The sequence below is a fragment of the Bradyrhizobium sp. AUGA SZCCT0105 genome (genome assembly GCF_018129565.1).
GTDB lineage: Bacteria > Pseudomonadota > Alphaproteobacteria > Rhizobiales > Xanthobacteraceae > Bradyrhizobium.
On record NZ_JAFCMK010000002.1, the window covers coordinates 853432 to 874605 of the forward strand.

General features: G+C 63.6%; 18 protein-coding genes. 14 read left to right on the plus strand and 4 right to left on the minus strand.

Going from position 1 to position 21174, the window contains the following annotated elements; translation table 11 throughout:
* Positions 1-42 precede the first annotated feature (42 nt).
* The 5 genes from JQ573_RS13130 (at position 43) to JQ573_RS13150 (ending at position 6018) form a co-directional block, all read left to right on the plus strand.
* Positions 43-1539, plus strand: coding sequence for an AMP-binding protein (locus JQ573_RS13130; protein WP_212310276.1), 1497 nt, complete (start codon positions 43-45; stop codon positions 1537-1539).
* Positions 1536-2180 (plus strand): TetR/AcrR family transcriptional regulator, encoded by a 645-nt coding sequence (locus JQ573_RS13135; RefSeq protein ID WP_212310277.1) that lies wholly within the window; start codon positions 1536-1538, stop codon positions 2178-2180. Before JQ573_RS13130 ends, JQ573_RS13135 begins: the two co-directional genes overlap by 4 nt.
* Positions 2177-2950 carry an SDR family NAD(P)-dependent oxidoreductase gene (locus JQ573_RS13140; RefSeq protein ID WP_212310278.1) on the plus strand — a complete coding sequence of 258 codons (774 nt, stop codon included), beginning with the start codon at positions 2177-2179 and terminating at the stop codon, positions 2948-2950. The genes JQ573_RS13135 and JQ573_RS13140 overlap by 4 nt, the downstream gene beginning before the upstream one ends.
* 9 nt (positions 2951-2959) lie before the next feature.
* Positions 2960-4882 carry an NAD(P)/FAD-dependent oxidoreductase gene (locus tag JQ573_RS13145; protein ID WP_212310279.1) on the plus strand — a complete coding sequence of 641 codons (1923 nt, stop codon included), beginning with the start codon at positions 2960-2962 and terminating at the stop codon, positions 4880-4882.
* Positions 4883-5388: 506 nt separating this feature from the next.
* Complete coding sequence (locus tag JQ573_RS13150) at positions 5389-6018, plus strand: 2-hydroxychromene-2-carboxylate isomerase (protein WP_212310768.1); 630 nt, start codon at positions 5389-5391, stop codon at positions 6016-6018.
* 39 nt (positions 6019-6057) lie between these two features.
* On the opposite strand, the gene JQ573_RS13155 is transcribed toward JQ573_RS13150, so the two are convergent.
* Positions 6058-7068 (minus strand): glutathione S-transferase N-terminal domain-containing protein, encoded by a 1011-nt coding sequence (locus JQ573_RS13155; RefSeq protein ID WP_212310280.1) that lies wholly within the window; start codon positions 7066-7068, stop codon positions 6058-6060.
* The gene (locus JQ573_RS13160; protein WP_212310281.1) at positions 7065-8561 is read right to left on the minus strand and encodes a M81 family metallopeptidase; all 1497 of its coding nucleotides are present in this window, start codon (positions 8559-8561) and stop codon (positions 7065-7067) included. The genes JQ573_RS13155 and JQ573_RS13160 overlap by 4 nt, the downstream gene beginning before the upstream one ends.
* Positions 8562-8749: 188 nt before the next feature.
* Between JQ573_RS13160 and JQ573_RS13165 the strand changes: the two genes are divergently transcribed.
* The 7 genes from JQ573_RS13165 (at position 8750) to JQ573_RS13195 (ending at position 16649) form a co-directional block, all read left to right on the plus strand.
* Complete coding sequence (locus JQ573_RS13165) at positions 8750-9544, plus strand: class II aldolase/adducin family protein (RefSeq protein WP_212310282.1); 795 nt, start codon at positions 8750-8752, stop codon at positions 9542-9544.
* A 112-nt stretch (positions 9545-9656) separates the two neighbouring features.
* Positions 9657-10595, plus strand: coding sequence for a GAF domain-containing protein (locus tag JQ573_RS13170; RefSeq protein WP_212310283.1), 939 nt, complete (start codon positions 9657-9659; stop codon positions 10593-10595).
* 596 nt (positions 10596-11191) lie between these two features.
* Positions 11192-12781, plus strand: coding sequence for an ABC transporter substrate-binding protein (locus JQ573_RS13175; protein ID WP_212310284.1), 1590 nt, complete (start codon positions 11192-11194; stop codon positions 12779-12781).
* 60 nt (positions 12782-12841) lie between these two features.
* Positions 12842-13777, plus strand: coding sequence for an ABC transporter permease (locus JQ573_RS13180; RefSeq protein WP_212310285.1), 936 nt, complete (start codon positions 12842-12844; stop codon positions 13775-13777).
* Between the two features lie 88 nt (positions 13778-13865).
* A complete protein-coding gene (locus JQ573_RS13185; protein ID WP_409334668.1) occupies positions 13866-14666 on the plus strand; it encodes an ABC transporter permease in 801 nt (266 codons plus the stop codon).
* Positions 14663-15643, plus strand: coding sequence for an ABC transporter ATP-binding protein (locus JQ573_RS13190; RefSeq protein ID WP_212310287.1), 981 nt, complete (start codon positions 14663-14665; stop codon positions 15641-15643). Before JQ573_RS13185 ends, JQ573_RS13190 begins: the two co-directional genes overlap by 4 nt.
* The gene (locus JQ573_RS13195) at positions 15636-16649 is read left to right on the plus strand and encodes an ABC transporter ATP-binding protein (protein ID WP_212310288.1); all 1014 of its coding nucleotides are present in this window, start codon (positions 15636-15638) and stop codon (positions 16647-16649) included. Before JQ573_RS13190 ends, JQ573_RS13195 begins: the two co-directional genes overlap by 8 nt.
* Here JQ573_RS13195 and JQ573_RS13200 read toward each other — a convergent pair.
* Positions 16634-17308, minus strand: coding sequence for an invasion associated locus B family protein (locus JQ573_RS13200; protein ID WP_249131655.1), 675 nt, complete (start codon positions 17306-17308; stop codon positions 16634-16636). The genes JQ573_RS13195 and JQ573_RS13200 overlap by 16 nt on opposite strands.
* 422 nt (positions 17309-17730) lie before the next feature.
* Here JQ573_RS13200 and JQ573_RS13205 point away from each other — a divergent pair, with 422 nt between their 5' ends.
* Both JQ573_RS13205 and JQ573_RS13210 read left to right on the plus strand, forming a co-directional pair.
* A complete protein-coding gene (locus JQ573_RS13205; RefSeq protein ID WP_212310290.1) occupies positions 17731-18195 on the plus strand; it encodes a GNAT family N-acetyltransferase in 465 nt (154 codons plus the stop codon).
* Positions 18196-18410: 215 nt separating this feature from the next.
* Entirely contained in the window at positions 18411-19445 is a 1035-nt protein-coding gene (locus tag JQ573_RS13210) for an AI-2E family transporter (RefSeq protein WP_212310291.1), read from the plus strand.
* On the opposite strand, the gene JQ573_RS13215 is transcribed toward JQ573_RS13210, so the two are convergent.
* A complete protein-coding gene (locus JQ573_RS13215; protein ID WP_312011463.1) occupies positions 19442-21160 on the minus strand; it encodes a metallophosphoesterase in 1719 nt (572 codons plus the stop codon). The genes JQ573_RS13210 and JQ573_RS13215 overlap by 4 nt on opposite strands.
* Positions 21161-21174 lie beyond the last annotated feature (14 nt).

Sequence of the window (21174 nt, forward strand, 5' to 3'; positions counted from 1 at the left end):
CCAGGGAGAAAACGGCGCCGGAATCGGCCCGACGGACGGCAAATGATCAATCTTTCCAGCTTCATCGCATTTCATGCCAGGCGGACTCCGGACCGCTGTGCGCTGAAATATCGCGGCGAAGACGTCTCCTATGCAGATTTCGATCTGCGGATCCGGCAGGTCGGCAGCTGGCTCGCGACACGCGGGATCGCGCCCGGCGACGTCGTCGCGGTCCTGATGAAGAACAGCACGGCCTTTCTCGAACTGGTGTTCGCAACCAGCCATATCGGCGCGGTGTTCCTGCCGATCAATTATCGCCTGTCGGCCGCTGAGGTCGGCTACATCGTCGGCAATTCCTGCGCGCGGCTGCTCGTCGCCGACGAGGAATTTGCCGCGATCGCAGCTTGTGGCGCGCCGGTCGTGCTGCTCGATGAAGCCGCGCAATCCAGCGTCACCAATCTTGCGCCGGACATTGCGCCGGCGCCGATCCATGTGCGCCAGCCGCGCGACCTGATGCGGTTGATGTACACCTCGGGCACGACGGATCGCCCCAAGGGGGTGATGCTCACTTACGAGAACATCTACTGGAAATCCGCCGACCAGACCGTGGCGCTCGGGCTGAACGCCGACACGCGGCTGCTCGTCGTCGGCCCGCTCTATCATGCCGGCGCGCTCGACCTGCCTGGCATTGCGGTGCTCTGGCACGGCGGCATGCTGTGCATTCACCGCACCTTCGAGCCTGAACCGGCGCTGGCCGCCATCGAACGCGAGAGGCTCAACGCGGCGTGGTTTGCGCCGGTCATGACCACGGCCCTCCTCACCTGCCCCAACCGCGAGCGTTACGATGTCTCCAGCCTGCAATGGGCGATCGGCGGCGGCGAGAAGACGCCGGAAGTCCGCATCCGCGCCTTCTCTGACCATTTCAAGAACGCGCGCTACATCGATGCCTATGGCCTCACTGAGAGCTGCGGCGGCGATACCTTCATGGAGGCGGGCCGCGAGATCGAGAAGATCGGCTCGACCGGCCGCGCCATCGCCCATGTCGAGATCGAGATCCGCGACGACGCCGGCAAGCGCCTGCCCGCTGGCCAGAACGGCGAGATTTGCTTGCGCGGACCGAAGGTCACGCAGGGCTACTGGAAGGATCCCGATAAAACCGCATCCGCCTTCTTCGGCGACTGGTTCCGCACCGGTGACGTCGGCTATCTCGATGACGATGGCTTCCTCTATCTGACCGACCGCAAGAAGGACATGATCATCTCCGGCGGCGAGAACATCGCCTCCTCCGAGGTCGAGCGCGTCATCTATGAAATCCCCGGAGTGCGCGAGGTCGCGGTGATCGGCCTGCCGGACGACCGCTGGGGCGAGAAGCCGGTCGCCATCGTGGTGCTGGCCGATGACGCAGGGCTCGACCTGCCCCACCTCACCGAATTCTGCCGAACACGTCTCGCCGGCTTCAAGGTGCCGCGGCAGTTGATCATCCGCGACAGCCTGCCGCGCAATCCATCCGGCAAGGTGCTCAAACGCGTGCTCCGCGCTGAACTCGAGGCCACCGCATGACGCAAGCGACATCCGCCAAAGTGACAAAACTCAACCGGGTCGAGCGCAACGCCTGGACCAAGCAGAAGATCTTCGACGCCGCGACCAAGGTCGTCGGCAAATACGGCTATGCCGAAGCCTCGGTTGCGCGCATCACCGAAGCCGCCGGTGTGGCGCAAGGCACGTTCTACAATCATTTCGAGAACCGCCAGGAGCTGCTCGATCAGCTGCTGCCGAAGATCGGCCTCGACATGGTCCGCTTCATCCATGCACGCACCGGCACTGCCAACGAAGCACGGCAGGAGGTCGAGCGCTTCAGTGCCTTCTTCGACTTCATCCGCGAGGTGCCCGAGTTTCTCCGCATCCTCAACGAGGCCGAGTTCTTCGCGCCGATCGGCTACCAGAAGCATTTCGACAATATTTCGAGCGCCTATGTCCGGATCCTGCAGCGCGCGCGGGCCGCGGGCGCCACCAACACCTTCAGCGACGAGGAGTTCGAGGCCATCGTCCAGGTCTTGATGGGTGCGCGCGGCTATCTCAGCCGCCGCTATTCCTACTCCGAGCAAGGCGTCACCGCCGTGCCCGACTACGTCATCACGGCCTACCAAAAGCTGGTGACGCGCGGCCTGTTCACCACGAGCGACAAGGGAAGAAGGTCATGAGCGCTGACGGCATCATCCTCGTCACCGGCGGCAGCCGCGGCATTGGCGCGGCGACCGCAACGCTGCTTGCCGATGAGGGCCATCGCGTCGTCATCGTCGACATCGCGCCCGAGCCGCTGGTCGGAACGGCCGCCATCCTCTGGCCGGCGCCGTTCGACGTCGCGAGCGAAAGCGCTGTCGTTACCGGCGTCGCCGATATCGAGAAGGCGCACGGCCCGATCACCGGCCTCGTCAACGCGGCCGGCGTGTTCGGCAAGATGCACACGATCGAGCGGGTGCGGATGGAACAATGGGACCGCGAGGTCAATATCGACCTGCGCGGCACCTTTCTGGTCGCGCGCAGCGTCGGCATCGGCATGGCGAAGCGGCGGCATGGCGCGATCGTCAACGTCGCCTCGGTGGCCGGCATGACGTCGGGTCCGATCCACGCCTACACCGCCGCGAAGGCCGGTGTCATCCAGATCACGCAGACGCTCGCCGCCGAATGGGGCCGTTCCGGCGTTCGCGTCAACGCGGTGTCGCCCGGCTTCACCCGCACCGTGGCGCTCGAGGCCGGCATCGCGTCGGGCGCCCTGAACAAGGATCTGCTGGCCCGCCCGACCGCAATGAACCGGCTGGTCGAGCCGATGGAAGTGGCTCAGGCGATCGCCTGGCTGCTCTCGCCGCAGAGCAGCGGCGTGACCGGCATCAACCTGCCGGTCGATGCCGGCTACATCGTGGGTACCACCTGGGCCGCCTATGGTGGCCTGCCGGACGCACCGGCGAGCTGAGGACAACGCATGAATATCGAGCTTTCGCGCAAACACCTCGATCTGTCCTCCGCCATCGCCGAGGGCGACATCCGCGTACTGCTGATGGTGCTGGTGCACATGACCGGCGACGAGAAGTGGCTCGAGCCGCCGTACAAGCCGAAGCGCGACGTCCGCCTGATCCCCGATCCGGACGCCGGCGTGCCGAAGGAGATCCAGGACGAGATCCGCGCGGCCATCCTGAATCTGTTCGCGAACGGAACGCCGAAGCCCGTCATCACCGATCCCGGCAACGAGCTGATGCTGCGGATGATGCGCGCGACGCTCGGCGAGAATGTCACGCCGGAATATGCCCCGCTGATGCGGGAGGAGATGGGGTTCGTCCCGCGCGACGCCCGCTGGCGCGAGCGCCCGTCCGATGAGAGGCTGGCGCAGCAACATGTGCTGATCGTCGGCGCCGGCGTCTGCGCGATCGCGCTCGGCGTTGCGCTGGGACGGCTCGGCATTCCCTATACGATCGTCGAGAAGCAGGACGAGATCGGCGGCACCTGGTACGTCAACCGCTACCCCGGCTGCGGCGTCGATACGCCGAACCACTCCTATTCGTTCTCGTTCGGTGCCCGCAATCCGTGGACCCGCTATTTCGCACAGCGCCAGGAATTGCTCGACTATCTGCTCAAGGTCGTGCGCGAATACGGCATCCGCGAGCACGTCCGCCTCTCGACCGAGCTCGTCGCTTCGCGCTGGGATGAAGCCAAGCGCCGCTGGATCTCGACGCTGAAAACCGCGAACGGCGCAGAGACGTTCGAGTCCACCGCGCTGGTCAGCGCGATCGGGCAGCTCAACGATCCCTTGCCTGCCCGCTTTGAGGGAGACGAGGATTTCAAGGGCCTCAAGGTTCATTCGGCGCTGTGGTCCGACGATGTCAAGCTGGACGGCAAGCATGTCGCCGTGATCGGCACCGGCGCGACCGCGATGCAGCTGGTGCCGTCGATCGCAGACCGCGTCGCCTCGGTCACCGTCTACCAGCGCACCGCGCAGTGGGCGCGGCCGGTGAAGGGCTATTCCGATCCGATCACCGACGGCGCGCAGTGGCTGCTGGCGCACCTGCCGTTCTATGTGCAGTGGTATCGCTTCAACATGTTCTGGCGTTACGGCGACGGATTGTTGCCGTTCCTCCGCAAGGATCCGGCCTGGCCGCATCCGGACCGCGCCGTCAACAAGGGCAACGACCGGCATCGCCAGGAGCTGGCCGAGTTCATCCTCTCCGAGCTGAAGGACCGCCCTGATTTGATCGAGAAGTGCATGCCGACCTATCCGCCTTACGGCAAGCGCATCCTGCTCGACAACAACTGGTTCAAGACGCTCACCAGGCCGAATGTCGAGCTGATCACTGACAAGATCGACCATTTCGCTGCGGACGGAATCGTCACGGCCGACGGCACATTCCGGCCGCACGACGTCATCGTGATCTCGACCGGTTTCAAGGTCTCGGAGATGGCGGCGCGTCTCAACATCACCGGCCGCGACGGCAAGAACCTCAAGCAGGCGTGGCGGGACGACAATCCGACCGCGTATCTCGGCCTCACCGTGCCTGACTTTCCCAACCTGTTTCTGATGCTCGGCCCCAATTCGGGACCCGCGCATGGCGGCAGCGTGATCTTCCAGTCGGAATGCCAGAGCCGCTACATCTCCGCCTGCCTCGTCGAGATGATCGAGAACGATATTGCCGCGATCGATGTGCATCCCGACGCGCACGACGAATACATCCGCAACGTCGATGCCGAACATGAGCAGCTGATCTGGACGCATCCGGGCATGACGACCTACTACCGCAACAGAAGCGGCCGCGTGTTTTCGGCAATGCCGTGGCGGTTCGTCGACTATTGGAAAATGACGCACGATCCGGACTTCACCCAGTATCGAAAGACCAAGTCGCGACAGGAGTCCTGACCTGAATTACCCCGCTCGTTAACTTGACAGCAGGCCATATCTGCCGCAGCATTTCGCTGACTGCACCTGTTGGGGTGCGGGAGCGCCTGCTCCCTGCTTCGCAGGAATTGACGGACGATTTTGGAATCGGCCGCCAGGCAGAGAAGCGGACAGAGGTCCGTCGGCCCACTCTTGGAGAGGAGCATGACGCCACCGGCGAAAGCCAGCGACCTTGCTCAGCGGCAAGGTCTCGGTGCACGTTGAGGCGAACAGCAGCTGCTAGCCGCGTGCACTGCCGACAATCTGAACATATCCGCAGGACGAGAGCGCAAAGGCCAAGCGCTTTTAGGTCCCGAAACACCACTGGTCTACACCAGAGATCCTTCGCTAAAACGAAGTAGCAGGGCCCCGCGATGCTTGAATGCACCGGGGCCCATTCGTTTGCGCGCCATCTCTCCCTCGTCGCACCGCATTGCGTCACCGCGTGGGATCGGGAACAATTGTCCCGACAGGGTGAAGGAACGATGATCGAAAAGCCGCGCGTACGCATCTACACCGACTACAAGTCTCCCTATGCCTATGTCGCCAACAAGCGACTGTTCGAGCTCGAGGAGACCCTTGGCGTCGAGCTGGAATGGCTGCCCTACACGCTTCGCATCCCTGAATTCATGGGCACGGTCGAGGCGCGCACGCCGCATTTCTGGCGCAAGGTGCGCTACTCCTACATGGATGCGCGGCGGTTCGCGAATGCGCAGGGACTGATCATGAAGGGCCCGCGCCGAATCTATGATGCCTTCTACGCCAGCGCCGGGATGTTGTTCGCGCAGCGCCACGGGCTGTTCCGGCCCTATCATGACATGGTGTTCCGGAGGTTTTGGAACCACGAGTTGGAGATCGACGAGTTGTCGGAGATTGCGGGCGTGATCGCCGCGATCGGCGGTTCCACTGAGGCGTTCGACGCCTATGTTCGCGGCCCTGCCCGCGCGGAACACGATCGCATCATCGACGAGGCCGAAGCGCTCGGCGTTTTCGGCGTGCCCAGCATGGTGTTCAACGGCGAACTGTTCTGGGGCGGCGACCGCATCGACATGCTGATCGAGCGGATCAAGAAGCCCGAGACGATCTCGGTCGCGCTCGGCAGCAGGCACCGGACCTAAGCTCTCGCCGTTTTGAACCTGGTTGCCGTCCCCGATCGATCAGCCTCCATTCAGGATCGCCCAGCATCCGGTGCGTTCCAGCACGGGCTTCAACGCCGCACGATCGCCCGCATCGAGCGCTGCAAATTTCTCGCGCAGCTGCTGCAGGCACTTGACCTGATATTTGAACGGCGCCAGCGCGTAAGGCAGTCGCCAGACGTTGATCTCAAGCCGTTCGAGGCCCTTCCCAAATGCATCCGCATTGGCGGCCAGGAACGGCAGATAGAGCTCGCCCGCGATCCGCAGCAGCGCCTCGGCGAACCCGCCGAGCGCCTGCTCGCGCGGATACCAGTTGCCCTCCACACCGGACGCATCATCGAGCCGCCGCACCCAGTGATCGGTGAACGGCGCGTGTTCCCGCATGATCCGCATCGGGGTCGGGTCGGTCGCCATCTCGCTGAGCTGCCCGAACCAGGCGAAATCCGCCAGCGACGGTCGGCTGCCGAACAGGTAATTCGTCATGCCGACATGCGGTTCGAACGCCGCAAGCGTCCGGCGATAGCTCTCCTCCAGCAGCGGACGATTCTCCTCGGTGGCGCCGAGAATGACCATGCGGGAAATCTGCCGCTGCCGGAACTCCTCGGTCTCCTCGCGGCTGCCGGCCGCGGCGTCCGACGTCGACCACTCCTCTCCCGCCCAGCGCGAGACATAGGTCTGATCTTCCGGATCCCACCAGCGATAGAGAAACAGCGGCTTCACCGCCCATTCGTCGGCGAGATCCTCGAGCAGATCGCAGACGAAGGCTGTGGCCTTATCCTCCGGGATCACCGAGCGCCCCTGGTGACGCGCTTCCAGATCATAGGCCAGCGTCGTGGTCTCGCCGCGGTAGCTGCCGTCGGGATATTGCAGCACCGGAATCAGCATCGGCTTCAGATGCGCAGTCGCCGCGCGCAAGATCTTGGTCATGATCACCCAGTCGTGCGGGATCCGCCGGTAGCGCATCAGCGCCCGCAACTTGATCGCATAGGGCGACGCGGTCGAACCGATCAGGCGATAGCGGCCCTCCGTCATGACGACGCCTCCGGGAAAGCCGGATTGCCGTAGGGATAGAACTGCGCAAGATCGACATTCCTGTAGGGCAGCTTGTCCAGCCGCGTCGTGCCGAGGAACGGCTGATCCGGCTCGACCAGCAGGATCGTCTTGGCAAAGCCATTGTCGTCGAAGCCGCGCCGAAAGTGCACCCGCGACTTGATCGCCATGACCTCGAATCCACCGATGTCAGGCACCAGCGCTTTCAGCGAGAACGGCTCCATGATCTGCACCAGATAGGTGGAGAGGATCAGCACATTGTTGCGGCCGAAGCGCACGCAGACCCAGAACTGCCCGTAGCCGTCACCCGCAGCCGAGATCGTGCCCTGAATGCGAACCGGATCGCCCGCCGACTCGTCGGCACGGCCGCCGATCTCCATATCGAAGGCATCGCCAGCCTTCGCGCCGGCCGCCTTCAGGCTTGCCGTCGCCCTGGCGTCGGCAATGGTCGCGATGACAGTGTTGGCGAGGTCCTGCGCGATGATCTCGCGCAGCAGCCAGGTCGCCGATCCCGAGCGGTCGCTGTGATCGGCCAGCACCACGGGCGTGTTGCCATCGGCGACGGCCTGCTTGGCCAACGCGACGCCCTCGGCAATGCTGTGCAGCCTGGTCGATTGCAGCAGCGCCTCGCGCAGCCGCCAGATCGTGCCGGCGAGATCGCGCGCGACCTGCTCGGCGAGCTTTGGGTTGTCGTTGGTCAGGACCTGCACGGTCATGCCGGCGTCGGGAACATCGGCGAACGGAAAGCCGAAGAAGATGTTGACGTAGACGTCGACCTCGCGGGCCTCCCACACCAGCGCGCGCTGCACGAGATCCATCCACGGACGCGCGCCGGTCCATTGCAGCACGGTGGGAGAGATCACGGGAACCTTGATGGTCTTGTGCGCCGGTCTGTAGTCGCCGCGGATCGCCCGCACCAGCATGCGCGCTGCCCGTTCGCCTTGCAGATGCGCGTCATAATGCGGGAAATATTTGACGGCGAACGCCATGTCCGCCTGTTCGAGGAACGCCTCATCCTCATTGCCGTGAGGATCGAAGGTCGCGGCGATGAAGGCGGAGCGGCCGACCACCTCGCGGACCTGCCGCGCCAGATCGGCCTCGGGCCGCGGCACGTCGCGCACGGCCATCGCGCCATGCAGGCACAGATAGACGCCGTCGAACGGCCCCTCTTCCTTGAGCCCGGCAATCATCTTGCCGGTGAAGGTCCGGTAGGCCTCCTGGGTGATCCAGCCCGATCCGGTGTAGGTCCTCGGCCAGAGCGGAGACTCGATGCCGACCAGTTCGACCTCCGAGAACTCGCGCGCCACCCGCACGAAGCCGCCCATGTAGTTCTTCGGATCGAACTGCAGCAGCGCTTCACCTTTGGCCGGCGAGCCCGGATAGATGAAGTCGTCGAGCGTGGTCTCGTTCGGCAGGAACGAGACGGTTTCGTGGGAGAAATGCAGGACGGCAATACGAATCTTGCGTTCGCTCATTTTGTGCGCCTCGGCTGTTTTTTCGTATCCTGACATCGAAGGCTCGGGGCGCCAATGCCGCATTCGGTTTTTGCCCGCCAGATCTGCAAATAAGCAGACGCGCCGCGGCTTGCCGCCGTGCCGATTCTGCTATGGTCCACACCAACGATCGGGCCCTGGCCCCGCAGATGTCTCAAGGAGAGAACGCCATGAATCCCCCCGTCAGCTCGCCCGCGATCAAGGTCGTGAAATCCGTTCGCGAGCAGGTGAGCGCCGAGGAGTGGCAGGCCCGTGTCGATCTCGCCGCCTGCTATCGGCTGACTGCGATGTACGGCATGACCGAGATGATCGCGAACCACATCTCCTGCCGCGTGCCCGGCACCACCGACCAGTTCCTGATCAATGCCTACGGCATGCTGTATGAGGAGATCGACGCCTCCAGCCTGATCAAGGTCGATGTCGAGGGCAACACGCTGCTCAACGCCACCGACTACGACGTCAACGTCGCGGGCTTCGTGATTCACAGCGCCATCCACATGGCCAAGCACGATATGGACTGCGTCGCGCACACCCACACCCCGGCCGGCATGGCGGTCTCCGCGATGGAATGCGGCCTGCTGCCGCTGGCGCAGACCTCGATGCGCTTCCTGCACATCGCCTATCACGACTTCGAAGGCATCGCCGACAATGTCGACGAGCGCGAACGGCTGGTCCGCGACCTCGGCGACCACGAGGCGATGATCCTGCGCAACCATGGCCTCCTGGTCGTCGGCCGCACCGTGCCCGCCGCCTTCAACGTGCTGTTCCGGCTCGAGCGCGCCTGCCAGACCCAGGTGATGGCGCTGTCCTGCAACACCAAGCTGATCTATCCGCCGCAAAACATCCTCGAAGACACCTATGAGCGAATGCTGCCCAAGCCCGGCCGCGCCGCGCGCAACGGCGAACTCGCCTGGCCGGCGCTGCTGCGCAAGCTCGATCGCGCCGATCCGTCGTACCGGGACTGAGACGAAATCGCGCCTTCGCATCAACTTTGGGCGTCGCTTGCCCGCTATTTGAGCGCACATTTTGCCGTGACATCGCCGATGCTAGCCGTCGGCGAGACGGCAGGTGCGTGCGATGAAAACCTTCATTCGCGTTGTTGAGCTCTGGGTGCCCGATCCAACACGGACGCGGCTGGAATTCGGCGGCAGCCTACACAGCTCCGAGTTCGCCGAGTTCAACGCGGTCAGCGAGAACGCGCTGTTCGCCTATGACGAGGGCCTGCCCGGCAAGGCCTGGGCGAGCGGCCATCCGGTCATCCTGACCGAATTCGCCAACTCCTATTTCAAGCGAACCGACGAGGCGCGCGAAGCCGGCCTGACCTGCGGCGTTGCGCTTCCGGTGTTCGCCGGCGAATTCCTGATGGCGGTAATGGTGCTGCTCTGCGGTGACGACAGGAAGCATGTCGGCGCGATCGAGCTTTGGCACAACGATCCCGAGAAATCCCACGAGATGGCGCTGGTCGACGGCTACTACGGCACCGCTGACATGTTCGAGTTCAACTCGCGCCACACCAAATTCCCGCGCGGCTTCGGCCTGCCCGGCCGGACCTGGAAGGCCGGCAGGCCGCTGATCATCAAAGACCTGCACAATTCCAAGGGATTCCTGCGCTGGGAGGACGCATCCGAGATCGGCATCAATTGCGGTGTCGGCATCCCCTACACGACTGGCGACCAGACCTGGGTGGTGACATTCCTGTCGGCCCAGGCGACACCGATCGCACGCCGGTTCGAGATCTGGGTGCCGAACGAAGAGCGGTCGGTACTGGTGTTTCACTCCGGCGACTGCAGCGAGCAGTCCGATCTCGCCACGCTCTATGCGGCCAAGACGATCGGTCGCGGCGAAGGCTCTATCGGCGGCGCATGGGCCACCGGCATGCCCACGCTCACCGAGCATCTGAAGCAGGATGAATCGATCGCGGCTACCCTGGCGCGTGGCTCCGGCATGAACCAGCTGGTCGCGCTGCCGGTGATCGAGAACGCCCGGCTCAAGGCGGTGCTGGCCTGGTATTTGTGATTGTTGGCTCGCCTGCATTCGTCGTCCCTGCGAAAGCAGGGACCCATAACCACCGAAGGTGATTGTTGCGCGACGTTGGGGCCACAGCCCTTTCAAAACAACTCAACCCTGTGGTTAGGGGTCCCGGGTCGCGCTTCGCTTGCCCGGGACGACGCCGGGGTTGGTCCGCTTCAATTTTCAAATAGCCCGTCGGGTTACTATGTCACAGGTGGCTTGCTGCCGCAGAATGCGCGCGAGGCCGCCCTGCGACTGGCATGCGGTCAGGAACCCCGGCTCCCCGGTTTCAGGACAGAAGCCGAAATCCATTCAATCGCAGCTGCTTACTTGCTCGCGCAAGTTGCAGCCAAGGTTCGGCGCCTGCCCGATGAGTGTCTCCTCCCGCCTATCCTGTCTGACCCGTGTTTTTGGTTAACCCGTCGGAGCCACTCGGAGCAGGCGCAACCACGAGCAGCGTTTCCATATTCCTGCCCCACGCATCGCGGCAACACAAATTATTTGGTGCCGGTCGCCATCGACGCGACATGAGGACCTTGCGCTTGACGTGCTGGCGATGATCAACTCGTTGATCGGAATGTTCCTGCATCGTTGGGGGAAGCATGAAGTTCAAGTTGATTGCGATCGCGGTTGGCCTCGGGCTCGCACTCGCCGCCACGGCGGAGGCCCAGACACCGCGCAAGGGCGGGACCATTCGCATGACGGCGCCCTATGGCTCCAGCTTCACCAGCATGGACATCCACACGACACCGCGCGCCCAGGACGAGATCTACGCCAAGGCGCTGCACCGCTCGCTGTACATCTGGGACTCGACCGAGGGCAAACCGGTTCTGGAACTTGCCAAGGAGGTCACCGTCTCGGGCGGGGGTCTCGTTCACACCTTCAAGCTGCGCGACGATGCCTATTTCCACAACGGCCGCAAGATGACGGCCGATGACATCATCTGGTCCTACAATCGCATCATGGACGGCACCAAGGCCTATCCCGGTGCGCGCTTTGTCCGCTTGATCGAGGGCGCGGCCGAGGTCGAGAAGGGCCAAGCCAAGGAAATCTCCGGCCTGAAGAAGATCGACGACTTCACCCTCGAAATGAAGCTGACTGAGAAAGTCGATCCCGCCTTCTATTTCTTCACCGCGTTGACCTCGATCTATCCGGCCGACGAGGGCGGCAAGGAGAGCTTCCTCCAGAAGCCGATCGGTCTTGGTCCATTCAAATTCGTCGAGCACGTGCCGGGATCGCGCATCGTGCTTGAACGCTGGGACCGGTTCTACAAGCCCGGCAAGCCATATGCCGACAAGCTCGTCGTATCGCTGATGGGCGAAGCCGCCGCCCGCGACGTCGCCTTCCGCAACAAGGAGATCGACACCTCGGTGCTTGGGCCCGCGCAATATGTCGCCTATCAGGCCGACCCCAACCTCAAGGGCACCATCGTCGAGGTCGCCGAGGTCTTCACCCGCTATATGGGGATGAATCCCACGTTCAAGCCATTCTCCGACAAGCGGGTCCGGCAGGCCGTCAACTACGCGATCGATGCCGATCTGATCATCAGCAAACTGGTCAAGGGCAAAGCCTATCGCGCCACGAGCTGGCTGCCTTTGACCTCGCCGGCATACGACAAGGCCATGAAGCCCTACCCTTACGATCCTGCGAAGGCGAAGCAATTGCTCGCCGAAGCGGGCTTTCCCTCAGGCTTTGAATTCGAATGGACCACCAGCCAGAACGAAAGCTGGGGCTTGCCGATCGTCGAAGCCGCGATCCCGATGCTGGACAAGGTGGGCATCAAGGTCAAGGTCAAGCAGATCGAGACCGCGGTCCTGGCGGAGGTCATCCGCAAGGGCGACTTCCAGGCCTTCATCTATTCCCAGGCGACCGGCCCGGATCCGCAGGCAGCGCTCAAATGCTTCCATTCGGCGACGCCGCAATCGGCCTGCAACTACACGACCTTCAAGAACGCGGAGTTCGACAAGATGATCGATGCAGCCGGACAGACCGACGACGCCGTAAAGCGCGTCCAGCTGCTGCAGAAGGCCAATGCGCTGCTCCAGGAGGAAGCGCCGATCTGGTTCTTCAACTACAACAAGGCTGTCATGGCGGTGCAGCCCTGGCTCAAGGGGATCCAGCTGGACGCAACGGAACTAACCCATCAAAACGTCGAAGACCTCTGGGTCGACGACACCTCGCCGGCGAAGTGACAGCTGCCATCGCTCTCCCTCCATCATGCGAAATGATGGAGGGGATGAGGAAAACGTCCAATGCTCTCCTTCGCGATCCGTCGAGTCCTGCAAACCATTCCGACCGTGCTGGCCGTCGTGCTGCTGATCTTTGTGCTGTTCAGCATCGTACCGGGCAGCATCGCGTCGAGCATGGGTGATGACGGCCGGGGTCCGACGGACCCGCAGGTCGTGGAACGCATGAAAAAGCAGCTCGGCCTCGACGATCCCGTTTACGTGCGGTTCGGCTCTTATGTCGCCAAGCTCACGACGGGAGATTTCGGGACCTCGTTTCGCACCCGCGAGCCGGTCACGACCATGGTTGCCAAACGGATGTGGCCAACGCTGCAGCTGATCTTCGCAGCCCTGGCGTTCGCGATTGCGGTCGGCGTTCCGCTCGGTTTCATCGCCGCGCTGAAGCCGGGCAGCATTGTCGACACGCTCTCGATGGTCCTGGCGGTGTCCGGCCTCTCGATGGCCAAGTTCTGGCTCGGGCTTTTGCTGATGTATCTGTTTGCATTGAAGCTCGGCTGGCTGCCGAGCTTTGGCTATGGCGATGGCAGCCTCAAATATCTGCTCCTGCCTGCCGTGACCCTCGGCGTCTCGCCGATGGCGCTGCTGGCGCGGACGACGCGGGCAGCGGTGCTCGAGATCATGACCGCGGATTTTGTCCGGACGGCGCGTTCGAAGGGCATGAGCGAGACCCGGGTCGTGACGTGGCACGTGATGCGCAATGCCCTCGTCATCATTCTCACGGCGATCGGCCTGCAATTCGGCGTCGTGATGGGCCAAGCGGTCGTCGTCGAGAAATTGTTCTCCTGGCCGGGCATCGGCTCGCTGCTGGTCGACAGCGTCCTGCAGCGCGACATCCCCGCCGTCCAGGGCACCATTCTCGTGGTGGTGCTGTTCTTCCTCGCCGTCAATACATTGGTTGACCTGCTCTACGGCGTGATCGATCCCAGGATCAGATACGCATGAGCGGCGGCCAGTCTCATCACGTCAGCGCACGATCGACCATGCAGCCTGCCACAGCGGAGCGGCCGCGATGAAGCTTGGAACCAGCGCGATGATCGGCGGCGTGCTATTCGCGCTTGCGATCTTCGTTGGCCTGTTCGCGCCCTGGCTGGCACATACCGACCCGGTCATGGGCGCCAACCTCATGAATGCCGAAGAACCGCCGAGCTGGATCTGGTGGTTCGGCACCGATGCGCAGGGTCGCGACATCTATTCCCGCGTCGTGCACGGCGCGCGCATCTCGCTGACGGTCGGCATCGTCTCGCAGCTCGTCAACAGCGTCATCGGCGTGACGCTGGGCCTGACCGCGGGCTATTGGGGCGGCTGGTGGGACGATGTCGTCAACGGGCTGACCAATTTGATGCTCGCGATCCCCTCGCTGATCTTCGCACTCGCCATCATGGCGGTGCTCGGCCCCGGCCTGACGAGCCTCCTGATCGCGCTCGGATTGACCAATTGGTCCTTCACCTGCCGGATCGCACGCGCCTCGACGCTGTCGCTCAAGAGCCAGGGCTACGTGCAGGCTGCGCGAGTGCTCGGCTATGGGGATTTGCGCATCATGATCACGCAGCTGCTGCCGAACATGGTCGGCCCCATCATTGTCATCGGCACGCTCGGCATGGGCGGGGCGGTACTGGCCGAAGCTTCGCTTTCGTTCCTCGGCCTTGGCATCCGTCCGCCCTATCCGAGCTGGGGCAGCATGCTGTCGGAGGCGCGCGACCAGATCACCACGGCGCCATGGCTGTCGGTATTCCCCGGCCTCGCCATCTTCCTGACGGTACTGGGCCTCAATCTGCTCGGCGATGGCCTGCGTGACGTGCTGGATCCCCAGTCGCGGAGCCGGCGCGCATGACGGCCGCTCCGCTGATCGAAGTCGAGGACCTGCGCATCGATCTCGACAACGGCGCCAACCATGTTGCGGCGGTCGAGGGCGTTTCATTCCGCATCGATCGTGGCGAAACATTCGGCCTTGTCGGCGAGTCCGGCTGCGGCAAGAGCATCACCGCACTCGCCTTGATCGGCCTGCTGCGCCGGCCGCTCTCGGTCGCCGCCGGCGCGATACGGTTCGAGGGCCGCGAGATTCAGGGACTTTCCGCGGCCGAGCAGCGGGCGCTGCGCGGCAACCGCATCGCCATGATCTTCCAGGAGCCGATGACGGCGCTCAATCCGGTGTCACCCGTCGGCCGGCAGATCGCAGAGATGTTCGTGCTGCACAAGGGCAAGAGCTGGCGCGAGGCAAGCCAGCTGGCTGTCGAGGCGCTGGCGAACGTGCGCGTCCCGGCACCGGAGCGGCGGGTGAAGGATTACCCGCACCAGCTTTCGGGCGGCATGCGCCAACGCGTGATGATCGCCATCGCGCTGGCATGCGATCCGGATCTTCTGATCGCCGACGAGCCGACCACCGCGCTCGATGTCACGGTACAGGCGGAGATCATCGAGCTGATGCGCAATCTGTGCGCCGAGCGAGGCACGGCGATCCTGATGATCAGCCACGATCTGGGCCTGGTCGCCAATGTCTGCCGCCGCGTCGCCGTCATGTATGCCGGTCGCATTGTCGAGGAACGCGGCTCGGACGACATCTTCCGCGCCTGCGCGCATCCCTACACGCAGGGCCTGGTCGATTCGCTGCCGCGACTGGGCAGCCGCGCAGCACTCGGCCGATCGCGGCTCCGCGAGATCGCCGGCGTCGTCCCGGCGATCGCGGACTTTCCGAGCGGCTGTCGCTTCAATCCGCGTTGCGCGCAGGCGACCGAGATCTGCCGGACCACCGCACCGGAGACGACATGGCTCGGTGCAGGCGGCCTTGTCAGGTGCCACCACCATGCATAACCTCGCGGCGAGGCCCGGCGACGATGTCATCCTCAGCGTCGAGGATCTCGCGGTGCATTTTCCGCTCGGCGGGGGCTTGCTGGGCGGCAGCCAGCGGCTGCTGCGCGCGGTCGACGGCATCGATCTCGAACTGAAGCGCGGCGAATGCCTCGGCCTCGTCGGCGAATCCGGCTGCGGCAAGTCGACCGTCGCCCTTTCGCTGCTTGGGCTGCTGACGCCGACGCGCGGCAGGATCGTGCTCGACGGGCACGTCGTGACGGGCCAGCGATCGGTCGACCGAAAGCTCTTGGCCCGTACCGCCCAAATGGTGTTTCAGGATCCCTACGCCTCGCTCAATCCGCGTCAGACCGTTCGCCGCACGCTGGAAGACCCGCTGCGGCTGCACGGCGTGACCGCCCAAAGCGAGATCGACGGACGCATTGCCGCCATGCTCAAACATGTCGGCCTGCGGCCCGAGCAGGCCGGCCGCTACCCGCATGAATTCTCGGGTGGCCAGCGCCAGCGCATCGGCATCGCCCGCGCGTTGATCCTCAATCCCAAGATCGTCATCTGCGACGAACCGGTATCGGCGCTCGATGTCTCGATCCGGGCCCAGATCATCAATCTGCTGCTGGAGTTGAAGGAGACTCTCGGCCTCTCCTACATCATGATCAGCCACGACCTCGGCGTGGTCGAGCACATGAGCGACAGGGTCGCGGTGATGTATCTCGGCCGCATTGTGGAGACCGGCGGCTGGCGCGAGATCTTCGAACGGCCGGCGCACCCGTATACGCAGACCCTGATCGCCGCGATTCCCGATCCGCTACGCCGCGCACCGCTCGCGACGACAAGGGGCGAGCTTCCCAATCCGCTCAATCCGCCGGACGGATGTGCATTCAGTCCACGCTGTCGCTACGCCGAAGCGGTGTGCCAGCGCGAGCCCGGGCCTTCACTTCAAACGCGCGCCGACGGGCACGCGGTCCGGTGCTGGCGCACTGACGAGATTGCCGGTCAACCTCCAAGCTGAATGGTGCGTTCCAGCGCAGCGGCGAAGCCGTTGAGGGGGACATTGAAGACGACGGCCTGTCCGTTGCCGATGTTCTGCGCGACGACGTTGAGCATTTTGGCCTTGCTGATGGTGTCGGTCACAACCGTGGGAAAGGAAACCGGAAGCAAACAGCCTTGCGCGGTGCAGGTGGAGAATCGGGTCTGCTCCAGATCCTTGCCGTCGAGCTTGAGGACGGCCCCAGCGTCGAACTTCAGTCCGAACGGCATCAGGATGTTGCCTTCGGCCTTTCCGTCCCTCGGAATCAGTTCGATGGCGAAGATTTGCTGATTGGTCTCCTTGGAGGTCTGTGTCTGTCCCAAGGTGCAGAGCTTGGCACCGCCGTCGAGCAGGCATTTGACGATCCAGTCTCCGTAGGTCTCGCTGACCGCGGAAGCGCCCTTGGGAAGCTGGACGGGGCGCACCACGCCCTCCATCGCGGACGTCTGGCTCCTTGTGTCGATCGGAATAGCGACCGAGCCCCCGCTGGCATCCGATTTATCAGAGGTTCGAGCAGCCTGCGCCGAACCGATGCCGGCGATGACGACGAGAGCAGCGATCGCCCGAAGACGCCTGCCTGCTGTGTTGTCTCTCGCCATGCATGCGCTCCGCCTCTTTACGTCCCGAAACCGACCTGCCATTTCGTGGGCATATTTCCCACGTATGTGAGAAACGTGTACTTGGAAAGCCGCCGACATGCAAGAGATTATCGCCGCCGCCGTGATTGTTGCGATTGTTGCATTCTGCGGCGGGTATTTCTGGGCCGTTGCGCGTGAAGCCAGGATCGAGAACAAGCAACGGCGGAAATGACAGCGGTGCTCGACGCTCCGCACTGCGGTAAACTATCGCGACAGATCCGTCATTCCGGCGAAGCGAGAACCCGGAAATCGATTCATCCACAAAGCCAGCGGCCCGATGGATTCCGGGCTCGTGCTTCGCACGCCCCGGAATGACGAGGCCCACCCGTGTCATGGGTGGATTAACCACCCGCTACGCAGCTAACCCGCCCCACCCTTCCTCCCGTGATTTGCCCGAGGGCCGCGTTTTCAACTAAGGTCGCGGGATGGACATGCTCGTCAAGCTCTACGCCCTGCCCGATTCCCGGCCGGCCTATGATCGGTTGGTCAAGGCCGGAGTTGTCATGCGCCGGGCGCTCGCGCCCGAAAAGCACAAAGTGGTGGCCTGGGTGCGTGAAACGTTCAGCGAGGCGTGGGCCAGCGAAACCGAGGTCGCGTTCAGCCGCCAACCGGTCTCCTGCTTCATCGCGATCCAGCAAAAGAAGATCGTGGGATTCGCCTGCCACGACGCGTCCTGCCGCAACTTCTTCGGCCCGACCGGCGTCGCGCCGAAGGCGCAGCAGGGCGGCATCGGCAAGGCACTGCTGTTCGCCTGTCTCGAGGACATGAAGCACCAGGGCTTCGGCTACGCCATCATCGGCGGCGTCGGGCCGGCAGAATTCTATTCGAAGGCCGTCGGCGCGGTGGCCATCGAAGGCTCTGCGCCGGGGATTTATCGTGGACTGCTGTAGCCGCGCCGCAGTATCGCGCCGGTTCGTAGAAATGGATGGGCGCGCCTGGCGGTCGCTGCAGTCTTGCGCACCTGGCAGTGCGCGTCGGAACATGGCACACTTGCGATGGGTCGCAGCTTTCGTGAGGTCTCCGTCAGCTTGACGGGCATACCGTCTTGTCGCGCAGCGAGACAGACTGACAATCCTTCTGTTCAAGAAGGTCGGATAACCCAAAGATGGGCGGCGGGTTGAAGATCACGACTGGCATCATCGCCGCGGTGCTGGTCACTGCGGCGGTAGCTCAGGCACGCAGTGTGCTCGCTCCGCTCGCGGCCGCCCTGTTCATCATTGCGATCGTCTGGCCCATTCAGGAACGGCTCCAGTCGTGGCTGCCGAAACTCCTCGCGCTCGCTATCACGGTCATTGTGACGACCGCGACCTGCGCCGCGTTTGCCTCACTGGCGGCGTGGGGATTCGGCCGCGTCGGGCGCTACCTGATTGCGGATGCGGCGCGGTATCAGGCCTTCTACGACGCCGCGGTGATCTGGCTGGATGGCCATGGCGTCTCCTTCGCCGGCCTTTGGGCGGAGCATTTCAATGTCGGCTGGCTGCTGCGCACCACGCAATACGTCACGGGCCGCATCAACACCACGTTGAGTTTTTGGCTCATCGCGCTGGTCTATGTTGTGCTCGGGCTTCTCGAGGTCGAAGATGCTGGTCGACGAATCCAGCGGCTGGAGAACCGCACGGCTGCGCGCGTGCTGCTCAAGGGCAGCAAAGCGACGGCCGCCAAGTTCCGGAAATATATGTTGGTGCGGACGCAGATGAGCGCGGTCACGGGCCTGCTGGTCGGCCTGTTCGCCGCCGCGACCGGACTGCCTTTCGCATTCGAATGGGGCGTGATCGCATTTGTCCTCAACTACATTCCTTTCATCGGCCCTTTCATCGCGACCCTGTTCCCCACCCTGCTGGCCATGACGCAGTTCGAGAGTTGGCCCGCGGTGTTTGGTGTCTTCGCCTGCCTCAACGTCATCCAGTTCGTGGTCGGCAGCTATATCGAACCGCGGGTCGCCGGCTCGACGTTGTCGATCTCGCCGTTCCTGGTGCTGTTTGCGATCTTCTTCTGGAGCTCGCTTTGGGGCCTGTTCGGGACTTTCATCGGCGTGCCGATCACGCTCGCTATTCTGACCTTCTGCGCCGAGAGCCCATCGGCCGCTTGGATCGCCGATCTGTTCGGCGGATCGCATGAAGATAAGCCGGGAACATCCTAGCTCTTGGCAATTTCCACCCGCTCGGGCTCCGCGAGGCAGAGCCTCCCGTCCGGCCCGACCGTCATTCTATGGATGTAAAAGTAGGTGACTGCATCATCGGCGCCCATCACCGGCGACGGGGCCGAGACGATCTTCGACGCGCCACATGTACCGATCCAATCGATATGACGGTGACCGTGCATCACGACCGAACGATCGGAAAACTTTTGCAACCTGCGCACAAACCAGCTGCCGTTGATCAAGGCCGTCCCGATGCGCTCGGCGAAGGTCTTCACCGGCATGGGATATTCCATCAGGTGATGATGTAGCGCGATGGTCCAGTACGCCGTCGGAAAATGACGGATCGCAGCCTCCAATCGCCGCGTTTGCGCTTCCGAAACCAATCCGAGCGCGTTGGTGAAGGAGAAGTGAGTTTCGGCATTGGAGTTGAGAATTGCGATCCCTAGGCCGCCGTCTCGGTCCGGCGGCAGGATCATTGGAAACTGATCATCGAACAAGCCGCGGAGCGCAGCTGCGCGGCGCACGCCGCCGTGCTGCGCAAATTGCGTTATCCGATCATGATACGGCGCCAGCGCCTGGTTCAGCGTCACCGATGGTTTGCCGGAACCGTCGATGACGCGGACGCGATCGCCCTGGACAGCCGCGATCGCCGACAGGGTACGCATCTGCCGTAGCCGCTTGCCTGGGCTGAACGGCAGGTCGAGGCGGGCGGGATTGGCGCGGTCCACGACGTTAACGTCATGATTTCCCGGAAGCATGACGACGCATGCGGCGAGTTCGGGATGACTTGCCAATGCATCAAGAAATTCAGCCCATTCGCCGGGCCGGCCGGCATCCGTCATGTCGCCGCTGATCAGCACGTGGTCGAGCGGATCAACAGCGTGAATTTCGGCAAGCCTCGCCAGCACGCGATTGAAGCGTTCGTTTCCCTGCGGACCAGCCGTCCCGCTTTCGATGCGGAAGCCGTATCGCTCGCCGACTACGTGGAGATCGGACAGATGTGCAAGGCGCCAGAAGCGGCCTCCGGGTGGCGTCGCATCGAACGCGGCAAGATCAGCCGGTTGGTCCATGCTGGCGTCGGCCACGCTCCAGGCCAGTGATGCGACCGCAAGATAGCAGGACACCAGCACCACAGCGTTAGCGAACGTCGGCATCACAAGACGATGGATCAGAACCAGATCGTTGATGGTAGCAGTCCATTGCGAAGCAGGCCAAGCCAGGGCCGCGACCAATGCCGCACCTGCAGCGAGCAGTATGCCAGCACCGACAGAGCAGCCGCGGCGCAGCCTCATGCGAGAGGCGGGAGTTGCGCCGGTGCGCCAGAGCAGCTCCGCCAGATGGCCCAGCGCCTCGCGCGCGAACGCGTAGCTCGGTTGGACCGCGAGCGCGTTGAGTGACCAAAAGCTGGTCTCCGCGATTTGAACCAGCGGTCGCCCGCCGAGCCATCCTAACGCCGCGATCGCAACCAGCGCCAGCACGGCGCCCACTTCGGACAATGCAAGAACGTGTTGCGAAAGGCTCGAAATCCAGACGGACGCGACCAGCGGCGCAAGGCCGAGCAGCACGCCCGGAAGCAGGATCGAAATCGTCCAGGCAAATAGCAGTTTCGCCGGGCTTATCTCGACGAGAAGGCTGCCCACGATCGCGAACAACGACCGCTGCTCGGGGCTGGCGGCATTGTCCTCAAAGTCGCCGTGGCGGGGGTCCAGCAGCACGCCGACGTCCCTCC

What these genes read in the sequence shown, in the direction of transcription:
- JQ573_RS13130 (WP_212310276.1), top strand. Translation starts at nt 43, where the DNA reads ATGATCAATCTTTCCAGCTTCATCGCATTTCATGCCAGGCGGACTCCG.
- JQ573_RS13135 (WP_212310277.1), top strand. Translation starts at nt 1,536, where the DNA reads ATGACGCAAGCGACATCCGCCAAAGTGACAAAACTCAACCGGGTCGAG.
- JQ573_RS13140 (WP_212310278.1), top strand. Translation starts at nt 2,177, where the DNA reads ATGAGCGCTGACGGCATCATCCTCGTCACCGGCGGCAGCCGCGGCATT.
- JQ573_RS13145 (WP_212310279.1), top strand. Translation starts at nt 2,960, where the DNA reads ATGAATATCGAGCTTTCGCGCAAACACCTCGATCTGTCCTCCGCCATC.
- JQ573_RS13155 (WP_212310280.1), bottom strand. Translation starts at nt 7,068, where the DNA reads ATGACGGAGGGCCGCTATCGCCTGATCGGTTCGACCGCGTCGCCCTAT.
- JQ573_RS13160 (WP_212310281.1), bottom strand. Translation starts at nt 8,561, where the DNA reads ATGAGCGAACGCAAGATTCGTATTGCCGTCCTGCATTTCTCCCACGAA.
- JQ573_RS13165 (WP_212310282.1), top strand. Translation starts at nt 8,750, where the DNA reads ATGAATCCCCCCGTCAGCTCGCCCGCGATCAAGGTCGTGAAATCCGTT.
- JQ573_RS13170 (WP_212310283.1), top strand. Translation starts at nt 9,657, where the DNA reads ATGAAAACCTTCATTCGCGTTGTTGAGCTCTGGGTGCCCGATCCAACA.
- JQ573_RS13175 (WP_212310284.1), top strand. Translation starts at nt 11,192, where the DNA reads ATGAAGTTCAAGTTGATTGCGATCGCGGTTGGCCTCGGGCTCGCACTC.
- JQ573_RS13180 (WP_212310285.1), top strand. Translation starts at nt 12,842, where the DNA reads ATGCTCTCCTTCGCGATCCGTCGAGTCCTGCAAACCATTCCGACCGTG.
- JQ573_RS13185 (WP_409334668.1), top strand. Translation starts at nt 13,866, where the DNA reads ATGATCGGCGGCGTGCTATTCGCGCTTGCGATCTTCGTTGGCCTGTTC.
- JQ573_RS13190 (WP_212310287.1), top strand. Translation starts at nt 14,663, where the DNA reads ATGACGGCCGCTCCGCTGATCGAAGTCGAGGACCTGCGCATCGATCTC.
- JQ573_RS13195 (WP_212310288.1), top strand. Translation starts at nt 15,636, where the DNA reads ATGCATAACCTCGCGGCGAGGCCCGGCGACGATGTCATCCTCAGCGTC.
- JQ573_RS13200 (WP_249131655.1), bottom strand. Translation starts at nt 17,308, where the DNA reads ATGGCAGGTCGGTTTCGGGACGTAAAGAGGCGGAGCGCATGCATGGCG.
- JQ573_RS13205 (WP_212310290.1), top strand. Translation starts at nt 17,731, where the DNA reads ATGGACATGCTCGTCAAGCTCTACGCCCTGCCCGATTCCCGGCCGGCC.
- JQ573_RS13210 (WP_212310291.1), top strand. Translation starts at nt 18,411, where the DNA reads ATGGGCGGCGGGTTGAAGATCACGACTGGCATCATCGCCGCGGTGCTG.